The organism is Streptomyces sp. NBC_00289 (assembly GCF_041435115.1).
Taxonomy (GTDB): domain Bacteria; phylum Actinomycetota; class Actinomycetes; order Streptomycetales; family Streptomycetaceae; genus Streptomyces.
Genome location: NZ_CP108046.1, coordinates 9,631,187 through 9,648,025 on the forward strand (window position 1 = coordinate 9,631,187; position 16,839 = coordinate 9,648,025).

The 16,839-nt window shown below is 71.6% G+C and carries 10 protein-coding genes; 6 read left to right on the top strand and 4 right to left on the bottom strand.

Features of this window, described 5'->3' with window-relative positions; translation table 11 throughout:
• Positions 1 to 51: 51 nt before the first annotated feature.
• Both OG985_RS43510 and OG985_RS43515 read right to left on the bottom strand, forming a co-directional pair.
• Complete coding sequence (locus OG985_RS43510; RefSeq protein WP_371673934.1) at positions 52 to 2,871, bottom strand: FtsX-like permease family protein; 2,820 nt, start codon at positions 2,869 to 2,871, stop codon at positions 52 to 54.
• 65 nt (positions 2,872 to 2,936) lie between these two features.
• Positions 2,937 to 6,176, bottom strand: coding sequence for an FtsX-like permease family protein (locus OG985_RS43515; protein WP_371673935.1), 3,240 nt, complete (start codon positions 6,174 to 6,176; stop codon positions 2,937 to 2,939).
• Between the two features lie 510 nt (positions 6,177 to 6,686).
• On the opposite strand from OG985_RS43515, the gene OG985_RS43520 reads away from it, so the two are divergent.
• A complete protein-coding gene (locus tag OG985_RS43520; protein WP_371673936.1) occupies positions 6,687 to 7,895 on the top strand; it encodes an RNA-guided endonuclease InsQ/TnpB family protein in 1,209 nt (402 codons plus the stop codon).
• 48 nt (positions 7,896 to 7,943) lie between these two features.
• Positions 7,944 to 8,276 (top strand): hypothetical protein, encoded by a 333-nt coding sequence (locus tag OG985_RS43525; protein ID WP_371673937.1) that lies wholly within the window; start codon positions 7,944 to 7,946, stop codon positions 8,274 to 8,276.
• A gap of 264 nt (positions 8,277 to 8,540) precedes the next feature.
• Here OG985_RS43525 and OG985_RS43530 read toward each other — a convergent pair whose 3' ends face one another.
• A complete protein-coding gene (locus tag OG985_RS43530) occupies positions 8,541 to 8,711 on the bottom strand; it encodes a hydrophobic protein (RefSeq protein ID WP_371673938.1) in 171 nt (56 codons plus the stop codon).
• Between the two features lie 251 nt (positions 8,712 to 8,962).
• On the opposite strand from OG985_RS43530, the gene OG985_RS43535 reads away from it, so the two are divergent.
• Positions 8,963 to 9,607: an RNA polymerase sigma factor gene (locus OG985_RS43535; RefSeq protein WP_371673939.1), complete on the top strand. Its 645-nt coding sequence runs from the start codon at positions 8,963 to 8,965 to the stop codon at positions 9,605 to 9,607.
• Positions 9,604 to 10,680: a CU044_5270 family protein gene (locus OG985_RS43540; RefSeq protein WP_371673940.1), complete on the top strand. Its 1,077-nt coding sequence runs from the start codon at positions 9,604 to 9,606 to the stop codon at positions 10,678 to 10,680. Before OG985_RS43535 ends, OG985_RS43540 begins: the two co-directional genes overlap by 4 nt.
• A gap of 403 nt (positions 10,681 to 11,083) precedes the next feature.
• Here OG985_RS43540 and OG985_RS43545 read toward each other — a convergent pair whose 3' ends face one another.
• Complete coding sequence (locus tag OG985_RS43545; RefSeq protein WP_371673941.1) at positions 11,084 to 12,538, bottom strand: APC family permease; 1,455 nt, start codon at positions 12,536 to 12,538, stop codon at positions 11,084 to 11,086.
• A 227-nt stretch (positions 12,539 to 12,765) separates the two neighbouring features.
• On the opposite strand from OG985_RS43545, the gene OG985_RS43550 reads away from it, so the two are divergent.
• The gene (locus tag OG985_RS43550; RefSeq protein ID WP_371674678.1) at positions 12,766 to 13,947 is read left to right on the top strand and encodes an ROK family protein; all 1,182 of its coding nucleotides are present in this window, start codon (positions 12,766 to 12,768) and stop codon (positions 13,945 to 13,947) included.
• Between the two features lie 130 nt (positions 13,948 to 14,077).
• Entirely contained in the window at positions 14,078 to 16,798 is a 2,721-nt protein-coding gene (locus OG985_RS43555) for a sugar-binding domain-containing protein (protein WP_371673942.1), read from the top strand.
• The last annotated feature ends 41 nt before the right edge of the window (positions 16,799 to 16,839 follow it).

The following is a 16,839-nucleotide window of genomic DNA, read 5'->3' on the forward strand; positions in this document are numbered from 1 at the left end:
GTTCGCTCGGTGGCTGACCGGGCGGTCATCACATGCGGAGCTGGGCGGCCTTCACGGGAGGCGCAGTACGGCCCCCAGGCGGCGCCGGCGGACGAAGGCGGTCTCGGTGGCCGCGGCGGCCAGGATCAGCGCGGTCACACCGGTGACGAGGGCGAGGGTCAGCGAGTAGTCGGTCCGCAGCTCCGGTTGAGCCGGTCCGCCGGTGAACTGCCGCAGGTCCAGCGTCCCCGCTATGAGCCGCGGCACGAGCAGTCCGAGCAGAGTGCCGCCCACCGCCGAGGCTACGGCCAGCGGCAGCAGTTGCAGGAAATGCACCGCTCCGGCTTGCTTGCCGCCGAGGCCGAGCGTGCGCAGGAACGAGGTGGTGCGGCTGCGCTCGTGGGAGGTGAGGGTCAGTTCCAGTGCGAGCGCGAGCAGGCCGGAGAGCGCGGCCAGGACCGAACTGATGGTGTAGATCGTGCCGAGGCCCCGCGTCAGGCCGTCCGCTCGCAGGGTGCTCAGCGTCTCGGAGCGGACGCGGATCCGGGCCAGCGGCCCGAGCGCCTTGGCCGCCGTCGAGCGCAGCGCCGCGGGCTCGGCGGTGGCGGGACCCTCGCCCTCGAGGAGCAGGACGGTGCTCCCCGAGGGCTGCTGGCCCAGCAGGTGCTCGGCGGTGGCGGTGGTGATCAGCATCGGCGTCCCGGCGGGGATCTGCGCGGTGACCGGCCCGAGGAGGGGGTCGCGCAGCTCCGCGGCGGTGAGGGTGCCGACCGGCTTGAGGATCAGGTTCACCGAGGGCTGCCCCTGGGTCACGACGGTGGTGGTGAAGTCGCCGGTGCGCTCTCTCGCCCGCAGGTCGGGCGAGAGGAAGGACGGCAGCGGGACGCTCGCGTCGGTCCGGGTTCCGGGCGGGGTGTCCAGCCCGGACATCAGAGTGCCGGCCAGCGGCGACTTTGGGGCGATGGCGACCAGTTGTCGGGGATCCACTGTGATCACGGCGACCTGGCGGATCGCCGCACCGTCGGCCTGTCCCGCCATGTCGAGAGTGCGCAGCCGCTGGACGGCAGTCCGTATTCCGGTGGCGCCGGCCCGCGGTGCGCTGTTCGCGGCGGAGGCGCCGGTCCCGGCCACGGTCGCGCTCGCGTCGGCGCCGGTGGTCCAGGCCGCACCCGCCGCCAGGCCGTCGTCGATCGTACGCTGCACGAGGCCGCCGAACACGGCCGTGCCCATGGTCAGGACCAGGACGAACAGGGCCAGCCCGGTCGCCGGGGCGTCGTGGGCGGCCCGGGCTGCCCCGATGAAGCCCACCGTTCCCCGGCCGCGCCGGGCCTGCCGCAGCACCAGGCGCAGTACGAGCGGGTAGATCCGCAGCAGGATCAGTACGACGGCCAGCGCCACCAGCACCGGTACCGCGCCCAGGATCCCGTCGGGGCCCTGCGAGCGCAGCGCGACCACGCCCGCCGCCGCCGTGAGCAGCACGGTGAGCTCCAGGACCAGGCGCCGGCCTACGGCCAGGTGCCGGCGCGGGCGTCGCGGGCGGCTGGGCCTGCGCGGCTCGCGGACCGCGAGCCAGGTCATCAGCGGCACCGTCAGCGCCACCACCGCGGCGGCGACGGCGGCGGGCACAGGTTGCGGCGATCCGGACGTGCCCGTGGGAGTGAGAGCTCGTCCGGCAGCCCAGCCGAGCAGGGCGGCGCCCAGCACCGCCGGCCAGGCCACGGCGCAGCGCAGCAGCACCAGCCCGGCGGTGGACGCGCCCCGCGCACGTTGCAACCGCAGGTGCGCCTGCCTTCGGCGCAGAAGCAGCCGTACCGCGACGGTGACGGTGGCCAGCACGACCGCGGCCAGCGCGTCGACGGCGAATCTCGCCAGCGCCCTGGCCTGATGGTCCTGAGCGGTGAACGTGGCGAGCAGCGGCGTCAGGGAGTCGGTCACCAGCAGGGACCCGGTGGCCTGGCCGACGACGTGGCAGCCGATGTCGCCGGTGACCCAGTCGGTCCCCTGGCACAGGGCGGCGCTCAGGTCCGCGCCGTAGTGGGACAGTGGCCCGGTCAGTGCGCGGGCCTGGTCGAGCGCCGGCCCGGACAGGTCGGCGCGCAACTGCCAGGTCACCCGCGGGCCGCCCACCCCGGCAGCGGCCAGCAGGCCGGCGGCGTCGAGGCCGACGAGACCGCGGACGGCCAGCACGGTGCCGGCGGACTGCTCCGCCGGGTAGCGCGAGGGCTGGTCCAACGTCTCGCGGCCGTTCCAGAAGTCGTCGGCCGCGGCCGTGGTGCGGTACACCCCGCTCACCACCAGCGCCGCGCGGGGCGGTGCGTTCTGCGCCACGGGTGTCTTCGGGAACTCGAGGGTCAGCCGGCTGCCCGTCCGGACGCCCAGCGCCCGCGCGGTGGTCTGCGACAGCCCGATCTGGGGCGCGGTGGCAATCGGCGTGTGGTCGGCCGGCGCGCGACCGCTGACGTAGTGGAGATGGGTTCGCGCGGAGGGCAGGTAGCTGACCGTCAGGTTGGTGCCGGTGTTCGCCGGCCCCGGCGGCCGCGGCGAGATCAGGGACGCCGGGTTGTAGTCGTAGCTGCCGCCGCCGGTGGAGGTCAGGTGCCGCGCGGCGGGGCCGCTGAGCTGCTCGGTGAGGGTGCGGTCGGCGCCGAGCAGGGTGGCCATGTCCACGGAGGGCGGCGAGGTGTCGAAGACCTCCGGTGTGGTGCTCAGGCTGATCAGGGGTGCTTGGGCCTGCGCGGCGTCGACGCGCTGCCGCAGTGCCCGGTCCTCCTGGCGTCCCGCGAGGGCGGGGGCCCAGGCGCACAGCGCCGTCAGCACCAGGACCAGCACCGCAAGGCAGGCCAGCGCCGGCAGGTCGCCGCGAGTCTCCTTGCGTATCAGACGCCGCGTCACCGCCGCGCCCCTACCGGCGGATCGCGTCACCGTCCGCCCTTTCCGGTCGTGTCCGGCCGCCCGGCTCAACGGTCTTCCCCCGCTCGCAGCACGCGTACCAGGTCCACCCGGGCCAGCAGGCGGGCCAGTGCCAGCACGACCGCGCTGATGGCCACAGCGGTCGCCACCGCGGTCAGCGCCACGGTGCCCCAGGGTGTGACCTGCGGCAGCGGCGGATAGGGGGCCTGTCCGCTGTCGTCGACGGTGACCAGCGGCAGCACAGCCGATGCCAGGGCCATGCCCATCAAGGCCCCCGGGACCACCGCGAACAGGGCCAGACCCAGTTGCTCGGCGCCCAGCAGCGCGGACAGGCTCTTGGAACGGACGCCGATCGCCCGCAGCAGGGCGAACTCCTTGCGGCGCTGCCGGGTGGAGACCACCGCGTGCACCGTGAAGGCGATGACGGCGAAACCGGGGGCCAGATACCGGACCAGTTCGAGGACCCGGCCCAACCCCCTGCGGAACGGGTCGGCTTGCAGCGACACGGCGGTGCGCGCCGTGGTGGTGACGCGGCCCAGCGCGGGCTGCGCCTCGGCGGCCGCGGCCGTGCGCGCGCTGTCGGTGCTGCCCAGCCACCAGAACGCGGGCTTTTCCTGGCCGACACCGGCCAGCGTCAAGGCGGTGGCGAGGTGGCGCTGGTCGGCAATCAGATACCCCTGTCCGCGGCCCAGCCCGGGCAACGCGTCGACGCGGCCCACAATGTGGGCGGTGACCTGGCCGCCGCCCAGATCCAGCGTGGTGGTGCCGCCCACACTCAGGCGCGCGTCGCGCAGCGCGGAGGCGTTGACGCGTACCGGAAGCGGCGCTGGACCGCCGACCGGGCCCGCCACGAGTCGCACCTGGCTGCCGACCTCGGTGGCGTAGTCGCTGTCGGTCAGGCCGCCAAAGGCGTCTCCGACCGCCCGCGACGCCGGGATGCCGGTGCTGACGGTGGTCCGGAAAACCTTGGAGCCGCCGGGAACGATCGCACACACCCCGGGGGTGCCGGGAACGTAGCTGTCGGCCGGCTGCCCTTTGCAGGCCCCCTTGGTGGCGTCGGCGGCGTGGGCCGTACCGTCGGACCACGTCTGCCCACCGGGCAGCGGGGCGGCCCAGGTGTCCGCGGTGCCGCGCGCGCCGACCCGGATCAGTTCAAGGTCCAGCCGCGCGGGACGCACGTCCGGCTGCGGCAGGACCTTGACGGCGGTCACCGTCAGCGGATACGCCCGCGGGTGGCCGCCGCTCAGCGCCACGTCGAGCGGGACCACGACGGTGTGCCTGGCACCGTCGGCGGCGGGCAGGCGGGTCGCCACCGCGCTGACGAGGCCGGACGCGTCCTGCACGGTCAGTTCCAGGCTCGGTGCCGCGCGGTTGCCGTCGCTGCGCAGCCGCTCGTCCAGCAGCAGCGCGGTCGGACGCCCGGGAAGTCGTATCCCGACGACGACCGGTGACGGGGTGCGGGGAGCGGGCCCGCCGATCGTGCCGACCAGATTCTCGGTGGCGCCGCCGGGCAGATTCACCGTCGACTGCGTCACCGGCGCCGCGAAGGTCACCGCCGGCAGCGCGCGATAGGCGGCGCCCAGTACGGATGAGGGGTAGCCGTTGTCCGCGGACGGGGAGATCCGCACGTCCGCACCCACCGTGAACGCGGCCTGCTCGGACGCCAGGCCGCCCAGGCAGGCCAGCGCGGTGGTGGCGAAAGCGCTCACCGACACGGCCAGACACATCAGCACCACCGGCCCCGCGTTGCGCGCGGCCCGCCGGCTCAACTGCCAGCCGCCCAGCGCCAGGACCAGGCCCCGGCTGCGACGGCCGAACGCGTCCAGCAGCAGGGAGGTCAGCGGCAGCAGCCGCAGCAGCAGGAGCGCGGCGGCGCCGGCCACCAGGGTCGGCACCAGGACCAGCACCGGGTCCGCGGACGCGCTGCCGGTGCCCACGTCGGCGATCAGCGAGTGGTGCCGCCGCAACTCCAGATACCCCAGGACCGCGACGGCCAGCAGCGCCACGTCGGCGCCCAGCCGCTGCGCGGCGGCGGCCCGTGCGCCGCGGGCCGGCCGCGACCGTGCCGACGGCAGCACAGGCAACAGCACCGCCGCGGCGTGCACCAGCAGCGTCAGACCCACCACCGCCCACGCGTCGTTGCCCCGGCCGCCGGGGTGCAGCAGCCCGGCCAGGAAGGGCGCCACGCCGGCGGCCGGAATGCAGGTCAGCGCCCACTCGGCCGCCGCGCCCCGCAGCAACCGCAGGGTGCCGGCACCTCTGGCCCGTTGCAGCGCCAGTTCGTCGCGCCGCCGCACGGTCAACTGGCGGGCCGCCAGCACCAGCGTCGCCAGGGCGAGGACCCCCAGCATCACGCTCGGCAGGTACAGCGAGGACCGGGCCGCCACCACCGGCACCGTCAGTTCGTCGATCGCCCCCGGCAGACCGGACGCCACCGTCAGGTCCTCCAACGACGGCTGCCGCCCCCGGAACACCGACACGCCGCTCTGACTGCCGGAGAAAGCCCGCAGCCGGTCGCGCAGCCCGGCGAGGCTGCCCGCGTCGAGACGGGAGAGGCCGGGCTGCATACTCCAGTGGACCGTCAGATGCCCGTTCAGGGCGGCGCTGCCGTTGAGAGCCGACGCCGAGACCACCAGCAGGTCCTGGTCGGCAGTCCCGCCCTCGGCCAGGTCGCCGGCCATCGCGGGCCAGAACCCGACGGCGCCGGTCGCCCGGAAGACGCCGGTGATCCGCAGAGTCATGGCACGGCTGAAGGCGTCCCGCACCTGAAGGGTGGAACCGGGTACGACGCCCAGGCGTTTGGCCAGCGCGTCGGGCACCGCCGTGTCGACCGCAGCGGTGGACCCGGTGGCGACCCGGACATCGGGCAGCGATGTGAACGCGCCGGCCGGGGCGTCGGCCGTGCCGACCGGCCACCTCCCGGAGACCAACTGCGCGAACCTGCCCCCCTCCTGCACCGCGACCGGGTGAAGCCCGCGGCCCCCGGGGCCGCGCGGCGGACCCGCCACCCCGTCGATCCCTGTCACCGAGACCGGCGACGTGCCCAGCAGCCCCACGTACGTCCGCTGCGGCACCCCGGCGAACACGCGGTCACCGGCGGCGCGCACCTGTCGATCGGCGGCGGCCATCCCCCCGGCCCGGAAAGACGCATTGACGTTCACCTGCGCGTCGGGGTCGGCAGCCAGCCGCCGCACTGCCCCGGCCTGCACCGAGCTCCCCGCCACCGCCGCGAGCGCCGCCAGCACCGTCGCACACAGCAGTACGGTCACCGCGACAGCGGCCAGCACCAGCCCGTGCTGCGTGGCCCGCCTGGCAACGGCGGGAAGCCGCCGCCTGGCCGGGCGCGGAGCATCCGGGTGTCGCCGCGACGAGGACGTGAAGGCCGTGGCGACCACATGAACCCCCGCAGAATCGAACATGTGACGGTGACGGCGCGCCACAGTCCTACCAGGCGCCCCGCAACGACGCAAGAATCGCTGATCTTGTACTACCTGGGCGGCATCAGAGCGGCGGGAGCCGCCGCCACGCTCGCGGGGTCCAACAGCCGTTGCCGGTGCGGGCCGCGGTGTGGACGGCAGGGTCCAGCCGCGCGGCTCACCATTCATCGCGCGGTGAGGTGGCGTGCTCGCGGCAGACTCAACTTTCTTCGTCGGCAGTACTGTTGACCGACAGCGGCTCCCATGAAACGAAGCTCCTGCGGAGCAGGGCTGGGGAAGCCGGTTCGCCAGGGCTGACCGGCGTGCGCTGTCCATCGGCCGACACCCGCCGCTCACACAGAAACTGATACTGTGTGAGGTGTGACGCAGCAGGTCAAGCGGGCGTTCAAGTACCGCTTTTACCCCGCCGACGAGCAGGCAGCTGAGCTGTCGCGCACGTTCGGCTGCGTGCGCCTCGTCTTCAACAAGGCGCTGGAGGAGCGCACACGGGCCTGGTACGGCGAGCAGCGCCGCATCTCCTACGTGGAGTCCTCGGCCGCGCTGACGGAGTGGAAGAAGACCGGGGAGCTGGCCTTTTTGACGGAGGTGTCCTCGGTCCCGCTGCAGCAGGCGCTGCGTCATCTTCAGACGGCGTTCGGGAACTTCTTCGCCAAGCGCGCGAAGTACCCGCGCTACAAGTCTCGCAAGAAGTCCCGCGCGTCGGCCGAGTACACCCGCAGCGCCTTCACCTGGCGCGAGGGGCGCCTGACCCTGGCGAAGATGACGCAGCCCCTGGACATCCGCTGGTCGCGTCCCCTGCCGGAAGGTGCCGAGCCCACGACGGTGACCGTGTCCCGCGACGCGGCGGGTCGCTGGTTCGTGTCCCTGCTGTGCGAGGACACCATCGCCCCGGCCGCCGCCACCACGGCGGCCGTCGGCCTGGACGCCGGGATCACCTCCCTGGTGACACTGTCCACCGGGGAAAAGGTCGCCAACCCCAAGCATGAGAGGCGGGATCGCGCGCGGCTGGCCCGCGCGCAGCGGGAGCTGTCGCGCAAGGCGAAGGGCTCGGCGAACCGCGAGAAGGCCCGGCTCAAGGTGGCCCGCGTGCATGCGCGGATCGCCGACCGGCGCCGTGACTGTCTGCACAAGCTGTCGACTCGACTCGTCCGTGAGAACCAAACGGTCGTGATCGAGGACCTGAGTGTCCGCAACTTGCTGAAGAACGGCACGCTCGCACGCGCCATCAGTGACGCGGCCTGGATGCAATTGCGTTCCATGCTGGAGTACAAGTGCGCCTGGTACGGGCGCGAGTTCGTCGTGATCGACCGCTTCTTCCCCAGCAGCAAGCTGTGCGGGGACTGCGGTACGGTCGCGGCGAAGCTGCCGCTGAACGTCCGCGAGTGGACGTGTGCCTGCGGCGCGGTGCATGACCGCGACGTGAACGCGGCGCGCAACATCCTGGCCGCCGGGCTGGCGGCGTCTGCCTGTGGAGACGGTGTAAGACCTCAACGGGAGTCCTCCCGGACGGGGCGGTCGTCGGTGAAGCAGGAATCCCAGCGGGCGACCGCTGGAATCCCCCGCATCTAGGCGGGGGAGGAAGTCAAGGTGTACCTCGACGGCGCCCGGAACGTGCGGATGGACAGAACCACTCTGCGGGAGCTGTCCGAGTACGGGTATCTCGACGAGTTCAGCCGCTGGGTCGCCGCCGTTCCGGCCGCCCTGGCCAGGGAACACGGCTGCGCCGCCCTGGTGTACGGCAACCGTATCCACGCCAGGATCAACCAGATCGGCCCCTACGGGTCGAGCTGGCACCTTCCGGACACCCATGTCCAAGTCCGCACCGTGCACCGCGACCTGCGCATGAGCCCCGCCTTCTCGCTCACTTTCGACGTCACAGGCCGGCTCTTCCCCCGGCTTGTCTTCCACGACTGGGTGCCCGACGCCCTCGCCCGCGCGCGGCGGAGCTGACTTCCAACCCGAAGACCGAGGCCTCAGTGGTGCTGGCGCCCGTCCCGCCGTAGTCGGACCTCGGGAAGGCGGGGGAGGGGCCGGGGTCCGGTGTGGGTGGAGGCGCAGGTTCCGCTGCTTCACCGGGCCCCAGCTGCAGGCCTGGTGCCCATGAAGGTGTCAGTTACACCGTTTTTCACCGGATGGGGTGTTGTGGTGGTGCACATGGCTGCGGGCCCCGGATGTTGCCCGGGGCCCGCGATGTGGTGTGTGCCGGTTGCTGGGTTACCAGCGATACCAGCGGCCCTTGCGGCCGCCGGTGTCCACCGACCGCATGACGAAGCCCAGCAGCCAGACCACCAGCACGATCACGGCGATCCACCACAGTGCCTTCAGGGCGAAACCCGCACCGAAGAGAACCAGAGCCAGCAGCAGAACGAGAAGCAGGGGAACCATAGTTATCAACCTCCGAGGCATCTGATGCCCGGCCGATCACAGAACACGCGGCGGATTTCCCTTGTTTCTCCACCAGTCCTACGGGCACTCGACGGGCTTTCGGCTTCCCCGAGCCGACCGGAGGATCCGTCCCACCTCCCGCCGAACGCCCGGGCCCCCGTACTGGAGGGGGACCTGTGAGGCAACCTCGCCGTTTCACGAGTGTGGCGTACGTCACGGGAACTCACTGTGCTGAACGAGCAGTTGCAGACGTGACCACAGATATGCGAACTCGGATACGGGCCGGGGATCCGGACGCCTTTGCGGAACTCTTCGACGGCTGTGCCCGCTCGGTGTACAACCACGCCTTCAGGCTGACCGCCGACTGGTCCGCGGCCGAGGACATCATGGCGACGACCTTCATGGAGGCCTGGCGGCGTCGTGCGGCGGTCGAGGCCGAAGGGGGTTCGTTGCGGCCCTGGTTGCTGGGCATCGCCACCAACGTCGCCCGCTCCCAGTACCGCAGCAACCGGCGCTACCGGAACGCGGCCAGTGCCGCGGCCGCCGCGAACGCCGCGGAGGAGTACGTCGAGGACCACGCCGAGGAGACCGCCGGACGCCTGGACGACCGGCGCCGGATCAGCGCCACGCTGACCGCCCTCAGCGCGCTCAAGCCCGCCGAACGCGAGGTCCTGACGCTGTGTCTGTGCGAGGGCATGGAGTACGCCGAAGCCGCCCGCGCCCTCGGCATCCCCGTCGGCACCGTCCGCTCCCGGCTGTCGCGTGCCCGCGGCAGGCTGCGCAAACTCGCCGACGTCGAACTGCTCCGAAACAAACGGGAACTCACCACCCCAGACCGGCAGATAACAGGTGATCGCGGATACGTGATCCGGTCCGCACAGGAAGGAAACCGATGAACGCCAGCCCCTCCCAGCCGCATCCGGCTGAGTGGACGGAGACCCAGCGACTTCTGCCCTCCGTCGAGCGGGATCTGCCGGCGGGCCGCCACCAGTTCCACAAGGAGCAGATGATGGCCCAGATCCACGAAGACCTCCGCACCGACCGCACCAACGCCCGCCCGGCCCTCGCGGCGCGGCGCCGCAACCCGTTCCTGCGCCGCGCGATCCTGGTGCCCGCGGGCGCCTTCGCCCTGGCCGGCGCGGTCGTGGCCGGTTTCGCCCTGTCCGGCGGCAACTCGGAGGGTGGCACGGCCGCCCTGGCCACCGGTCCCGCTCTGACCACCCGGATCGGCGTCGCCGACCCCAAGGGCGCCCCCCAGTTGCTCGACCGCATCTCGCTTGCCGCCGCCGACACCTCCGAACCCGCGGTGCACGACGGCCAGTTCACCTACATCGCCTCGAAGGTGGCCAGCACCTACCCCAAGACCGTCGACGGCAAGACCACGATCGTCAGCCAGGAACTGCACGACCGTCGGGTCTGGATGTCCCTCGACGGAAAGGACGGCTGGCTGATCGAAGCGGGGGAGACGAGCGACGAGGGCATGACCCTGGCCGGGCCGAACCCGGTGGCCGGGGCGTACAACGCCTTGGCCGAGCTGCCCACCGACCCCGACGCGCTGCTGCGGCGGATCTACCAGGAGTCCGACTCCAACCGGGACCCCGAAGTGCCTCGCGACCAGGCGGCCTTCGTCGCCATCGGCGATCTGCTGAACGAGAGCTACCCGCCCGCCGACCTGAACGCCGCCCTGTACAAGGCCGCGGCCAAGATCCCCGGGGTCGTCACGGTGGACGACGCGGTCGACGCCGTGGGCCGTCACGGGATCGCGGTGGCGCGGCAGAACGACACCGACGGCCAGCGCACCGAGTGGATCTTCGACAGGAAGACCCTGGAGCTGCTCGGCGAGCGCACCGTGCAGGTCAAGGCCGACAAGGACGGGGAGTTCAAGGCCGGCACCGTGATGTCCACCAGCGCGATCACCCAGCGCGCCGTCGTCGACGGCAACAAGGAGGCGCCCGGGAAGGCGAGTTGACATGCGCGTCGTCGGCGGCGCTGTGAGGCGGCGCTGTCGGAGGTGGATGTCGCCGTACGTCGCGAACCGGCGGTAAGACACTCGGTGGGCGCGGGGCCGACCCCGCCTGGTCCCTGCACGTGCCGGGACCAGGCGGGGTCGGCCCCGCGTCCTGGCGGTTGCCGAGCCGCTCGCCCACCTCGTGTACGCGGTCCGCGAGGAGGAGTTCCCGGACGGCATCATGAGCCGTCCGAGCGGCCGTGCCGCAGGGGAGACCGGGCGACGGTGACCCGCGGGGCCGTGCGCTGCGTGGAACGCCTCAGCCCCTGCTTCCCCCGACAGGGCGCAGGTACGGGGCTGGCCGGTCCGAACCCCAGGCGGATCGGCCACCCCGGTGGGGCACGCGCGTGCGCCCACCCCTCTCTCACGCCTCCGCGGGCTCCGCGTCCGGGGTCGGCGCGGTGAGGTATTCCTCGGTGATCTCCTTCGGCGCGAACGGCCACACCTTCTCGAAGCGCGCCCACAGCGCGTACGCCACGATGCCGAGGGCCAGCCAGGCCAGCGACCATTCGATGGGATGGCGGCCGGGGGAGTTCTTGTCGGCATAGCCGTAGATCACCAGCCAGCCGACCAGGGCGACCAGGCTGGGCACGGGGTAGAGCCACATCTTGTACGGGCGGCGCAGGGTCGGCTGTCGCCTGCGCAGGACCGTCACGGCGGCGATCTGGGCCAGTGCCTGCACGAGGATCATCACCGTGGTGAGGAGCTGGATCAGCGTCGCCAGGTCGGTGTGGCGGCCGATGAGGAAGCCGATCGCCGTCACCACGCCCATGGTGGCCAGGCCCAGCATGGGGAAGCGGTGCTTGGGATGGAGTTTGGCGTACGGGCGGAAGAAGACCCGTTCTCGGGCGGCGTCGTAGGGCACCCGGGAGCCGCCGAGCAGACCGGTGAACACGGAGGCGAAGGCGGTGATCAGGATGAGCACCGTGACCGTGTCGGCTGCGCCCTTGCCCCAGGTCTTCTCCAGGACCGCGGAGGCGACGGAGGTGGACGCGATGTCGTTCGGGTCCGTCATCCGGTGCCAGTCGATGACGCCGAGCGTGCCGATCTGCAGAAGCAGGTAGATCGTCATGATGCCGAGGATCGAGTAGATGATGGAGCGCGGCAGCGTACGGCCCGGGTCCTTGATCTCGGCGCCCATGTAGGCGGTCGTGTTGTAGCCGAGGTAGTCGTAGATGCCGATCGTCAGGCCCGCGGCGAAGCCCAGCCAGAAGTGGTTGCTGGTGAGGTCGAAGGCGTGCGCCGGGTAGGTGAAGGCCAGGTCCGCGCTGAAGTCGGTGGCCGCGGCCACGATCACCAGAAGGACCGAGGTGATCATGACGGCCCACATCACGGCCGTGATCCTGGCGATGTGCTCGATGCCCCGCCACAGCAGGGCGATCACCAGGACGATCATGCCGAGGCCCACGAGGTCGCCGGTCGTCTCTCCCATGTCCGGTGCGAGATAGCCGAGGTACTGGACGAAGCCGACCACACCGGTGGACATGATCAGCGGGATGAAGAGCATCGCCGTCCAGACGAAGAGGAACGGCATCAGCCGCCCCGTTCGGTACTGGAAGGCCTGGCGCAGATAGACGTAACTGCCGCCGGAGCCGGGCATCGCGGCACCCAGTTCGGCCCAGATCAGGCCGTCGGCGAGGGCCAGGAGCGCGCCGGCGATGAAGCCGATCACCGCCTGCGGGCCGCCGAACGCGGCGACCATCAGCGGTATCGTGACGAACGGCCCGATACCGCACATCTGGCTCATGTTGATCGCAGTCGCCTGGAACAGGCCGACACGGCGGACGAAGCCACCCTCTGGTGGCGGGCTACCGGACATGGGTCCTCCTGAAGCGGGACGCGGGGAGATGTACGACGTGCCGACCGGCGCCACTCGGCGGCCGACGGATCAAGGGCGGCGGGTATCCGGCCGACGCTGGGCTCCCCTTGGCTCGCCCGGCGAGGCTGAGAGCCTGTACTTGGGCACAAACTCTCGCTTGGGCGATAAAGTTAAGGAGCCTTACTAGATGCGTCAAGAGGGTGTCCCGTATGAGTGAGAATGCCGCGATGCCCGTCGGTGACGCCGGCGAGCAGCCGGATCAGCCGTGGAACCGCCGGCGGTTGCGCAGCACCAACGAGCGCCTGCTCCTGGACCGGCTGCGTTCCACCGGCGCCGCTTCGCGCGCGCAACTCGCCCGGGAGACGGGCCTGTCGAAGCCGACGGTCTCCAGCGCACTGGCGGCCCTGGCCGAGGCCGGCCTGGTCCACGAGGTCGGCACGCACGCGCCGGAGCGCGGCCGGGTCGCCGTCCTGTACGCCCCGGACCCCTCCGCCGGGTACGCGCTGGGCATAGACATCGGACGCGGCTGGCTGCGCGTGGCGCTCGCCAACCTGGACGGCGAGCTGGTCGCCCGCGCGGACGTGCGCAACCGGGCGCGCTCATCCGGAGCCCTGGCCGACCTGGTGGTCACCACGGCCCGGCAGGTCGTCGGGAACTCCGGCGTCGGCCACGACGAGGTGGCGCACGCCGTGGTGGGCACGCCGGGCGTGTACGACGCGGAGCGGCGGCGGGTGCGGTACGCGATGCATCTGCCTGGCTGGGGGCGGGCCGGGCTGGTCGACCGGATGCGCGAGGAGCTGGGCGTCCCGCTGGAGGTCCACAACGACGCCAATCTGGCGGCGCTCGGCGAGTACACCTACGGCATCGGAGCGGGCACCCGGCTCTTCGCGTACATCATGATCGGCACCGGGCTCGGCATGGGGGTGGTCAGCGAGGGCCGGCTGTTCACCGGGGCGCACGGCGGTGCCGGGGAGATCGGGTTCCTGCCGTGGCCCGGGCAGCAGCGGCCCCAGACGCTGGAGGACGCCGTCTCGGGGGTGGCGGTCGTCGAGTCGGCACGGAGGTTCGGGATGACCGGGCAGCTCACCGCCAAGGCGGTCTTCGACGCGGCCCGGCAGGGAAATCCCGCTGCGGTCAAGGCGGTCGGGCTGGAGAGCGAGCGGATCGCGCACACGGTCGCGGCGGCCGCGGCGGTGCTCGACCCGGATCTCGTGGTCCTGGGCGGCGGCGTGGGCCACAGCGTGGACCTGCTGCTGAGCCCGGTACGGGAGCACCTGCGCGCGCTCACACCCCTGCGGCCGAAGATCGTGCCCAGCCGGCTCGGTGAGGACGCGGTGCTCCTGGGCGCGGTGGCCACCGCCCTGGGAACAGCGCGGGACGTGGTGTTCGACCGCCGGTCGGCGTCCTGACCAACGCGCTCAGCGGCAACGGTGATTGACACGTCTTGCCGCGGCCCCTAGCTTAAGGGCTCAGTTAGTAAAGGTTCCTAACTTGCAGTGCCGTAGCGCGGATGCTCCCCCACCTCCCTAGGAGACAGACGTGTTTTACCGCCCTGTCATCAGACGCCGCCTCGCCACGGCCGCCGTCGCCCTGGGCCTGCTCTGCACGCTTTCCACGAGCGCGTGGGCCGGCGCCCCTGCCCCTTCGCCGCCCCGTGTCCACGCGCAGACCACGACCGTCACCTCCCGCGCCGGCAGCACCACGGCGCTCTCCGGCTACACCATCCAGTCGACGGCCAAGGTGACCGACTCGGCCGCGGCGGTCTCCTCACCCGGCTATCCGGCGGGCGGCTGGTATCCGGCCGGTTCCCGCTCCACGGTGCTCGCCGCGCTGCTGGCGGACGGGAAGTACGCCGACCCGTTCCACTCCACCAACCAGCAGCAGATCCCCAAGGCCGACTTCCAGGTCCCCTGGTGGTACCGATCGGACTTCACGGTCGCCGACACCGGCGAGCGTACCTATCTGGACTTCAGCGGCGTGATGTCGGCTGCCGACGTCTACGTCAACGGGCAGCAGGTCGCCAAGGCCGCCGACGTGGCGGGCGCGTACACGCACCACGAGCTGGACGTCACCTCGCTGGTACGCGCGGGCACCAACACGGTGGCCTTCCGCATCCAGCCCAACAACCCGAACAAGAACCTCACCATGGGCTGGATCGACTGGCTGCAACCGCCGCCCGACGAGAACATGGGCATCGTCCGAGATGTGCTGGTCCGGCGCGGCGGCCCGGTCGCCCTGCGCGACGCGCACGTCGTCACCGAGCTCGACGTGCCGTCCCTCTCCGCCGCGGACCTGACGGTCAAGGCCCAGGCCCGCAACGACACTGCTTCCCCCGTCACCGCCACGGTCGCCGGCAGCATCGGCGCGATCTCGTTCAGCAGGTCCGTCTCCCTTGCCGCGCACGAGGCCAAGACGGTCACCTTCGCCCCGGCCGACGTCCCGGGCCTGCACCTGACCTCGCCGAAGGTGTGGTGGCCGGCGGGCATGGGCGGACAGCCCCTGTACTCCCTCGACCTCACCGCGTCCGCCGCCGGTACCGTCTCCGACACGGCGCACGAGAGCTTCGGCATCCGAGACGTGAAGGCCCCCCTCAACTCCGACGGCGCCCGGCAGTACAGCGTCAACGGGCGCAAGCTGCTCATCAAGGGCGGCGGCTGGTCGCCCGACGAGTTCCTGCGCTGGGACAGGACGTACGTCGAGGACCGGCTGAAGTACGCACTCGACCTCGGCCTCAACACCATCCGCCTCGAAGGGCACATCGAGCCGGACGAGTTCTTCGACCTCGCGGACCGCTACGGCATCCTCACGCTGCCCGGCTGGGAGTGCTGCGACAAGTGGGAGGGGAACGTCAACGGCGGCGAGCCGGGCGACAAGTGGACCGCCGCCGACCACCCGCTCGCCAAGGCGTCGATGGCCGCCGAGGCGGCCCGGCTGCGCGACCACCCCAGCGTCATCTCCTTCCTCATCGGCAGCGACTTCGCGCCCGACGCGACGATCGAGAAGAACTACCTCGACGCGCTGAAGGCCGCCGACTGGCCCACCCCCGTCGTGGCGGCCGCATCCGACAAGTCCTCGCCGGTCAGCGGCAGTTCGGGCATGAAGATGTCCGGCCCGTACGACTGGATCCCGCCGGGCTACTGGTACGCCAAGCGCGAGGGCGGCGCCACCGGCTTCAACTCCGAGACCAGCGCGGGCCCCGACATCCCGACACTCGACACCCTGCGCCGCATGATGAGCCAGACAGAACTCGACACCCTCTGGAAAAGCCCGAGTTCCAAGCAGTACCACCGATCGCCGTCGTCGACCTTCAGCACCCTGAAGCTCTACGACGACGCGCTGACCGGACGCTACGGCGCACCCACCAGCCTCACCGACTACGTTCGCAAGGCGCAGCTCGCCCAGTACGAGAACGTCCGCGCCCAGTTCGAGGCGTACGGACGCAACGCCACCGACTCCACCAAGCCCTCGACGGGAGTCGTCTACTGGATGTTCAACAGCGGCTGGACCTCGCTCCACTGGCAGCTGATGGACCGCTACCTCGACCAGGGCGGCGCCTACTTCGGGGCGAAGAAGGCGAACGAGCCGCTGCACGTCCAGTACTCGTACGACAACCGGTCGGTCGTCGTGGTGAACAACCGCCACGCCCCGGCGTCCGGTCTCACCGCACGGACCACACTCTTCAACCCCGACGGCACCCAGAAGTACGACAAGACCGTCACCGGTGTGACGGTGGGCGGCGACGGCGCGCGCAGCACCGCACTCACCCTGCCCTCGTCGGTGAGCGGTCTGTCGACGACCTACCTCGCGCGCCTGATCCTGAGCGACTCCGCAGGCAAGGAGGTGAGCCGCAACGTCTACTGGCTCTCCACCAAGCCGGACACCCTCGACTGGGACAACACCGACTGGTACTACACGCCGACGACCACCTACGCCGACCTGAAGGGACTGGGCACCATGGCGCAGGCTCCGGTGTCGGCGACGGCATCGACCACCTCGTCGGGTGACACCTCGACCACGACCGTCACCGTGCGCAACACGGACGGTGGCAGGACGCCGTCGCTGCTCACGGACGTACACCTGGTGGACACGGCCGGGAAGCCGGTGCTGCCGGTGCAGTGGTCCGACAACGAGGTCAGCCTCTGGCCCGGCGAGTCGCTCACGTTGACAGCCACGTACCGGACAGCCGATCTGCACGGTTCTGCGCCACGGGTGCGGGTCTCCGGGTGGAACACACCGGAGCGGACACTGCCGGCGTCCTGACCCGACGGGGGTGGGCCGGACCGGCCCGCCCCCGGACGTGC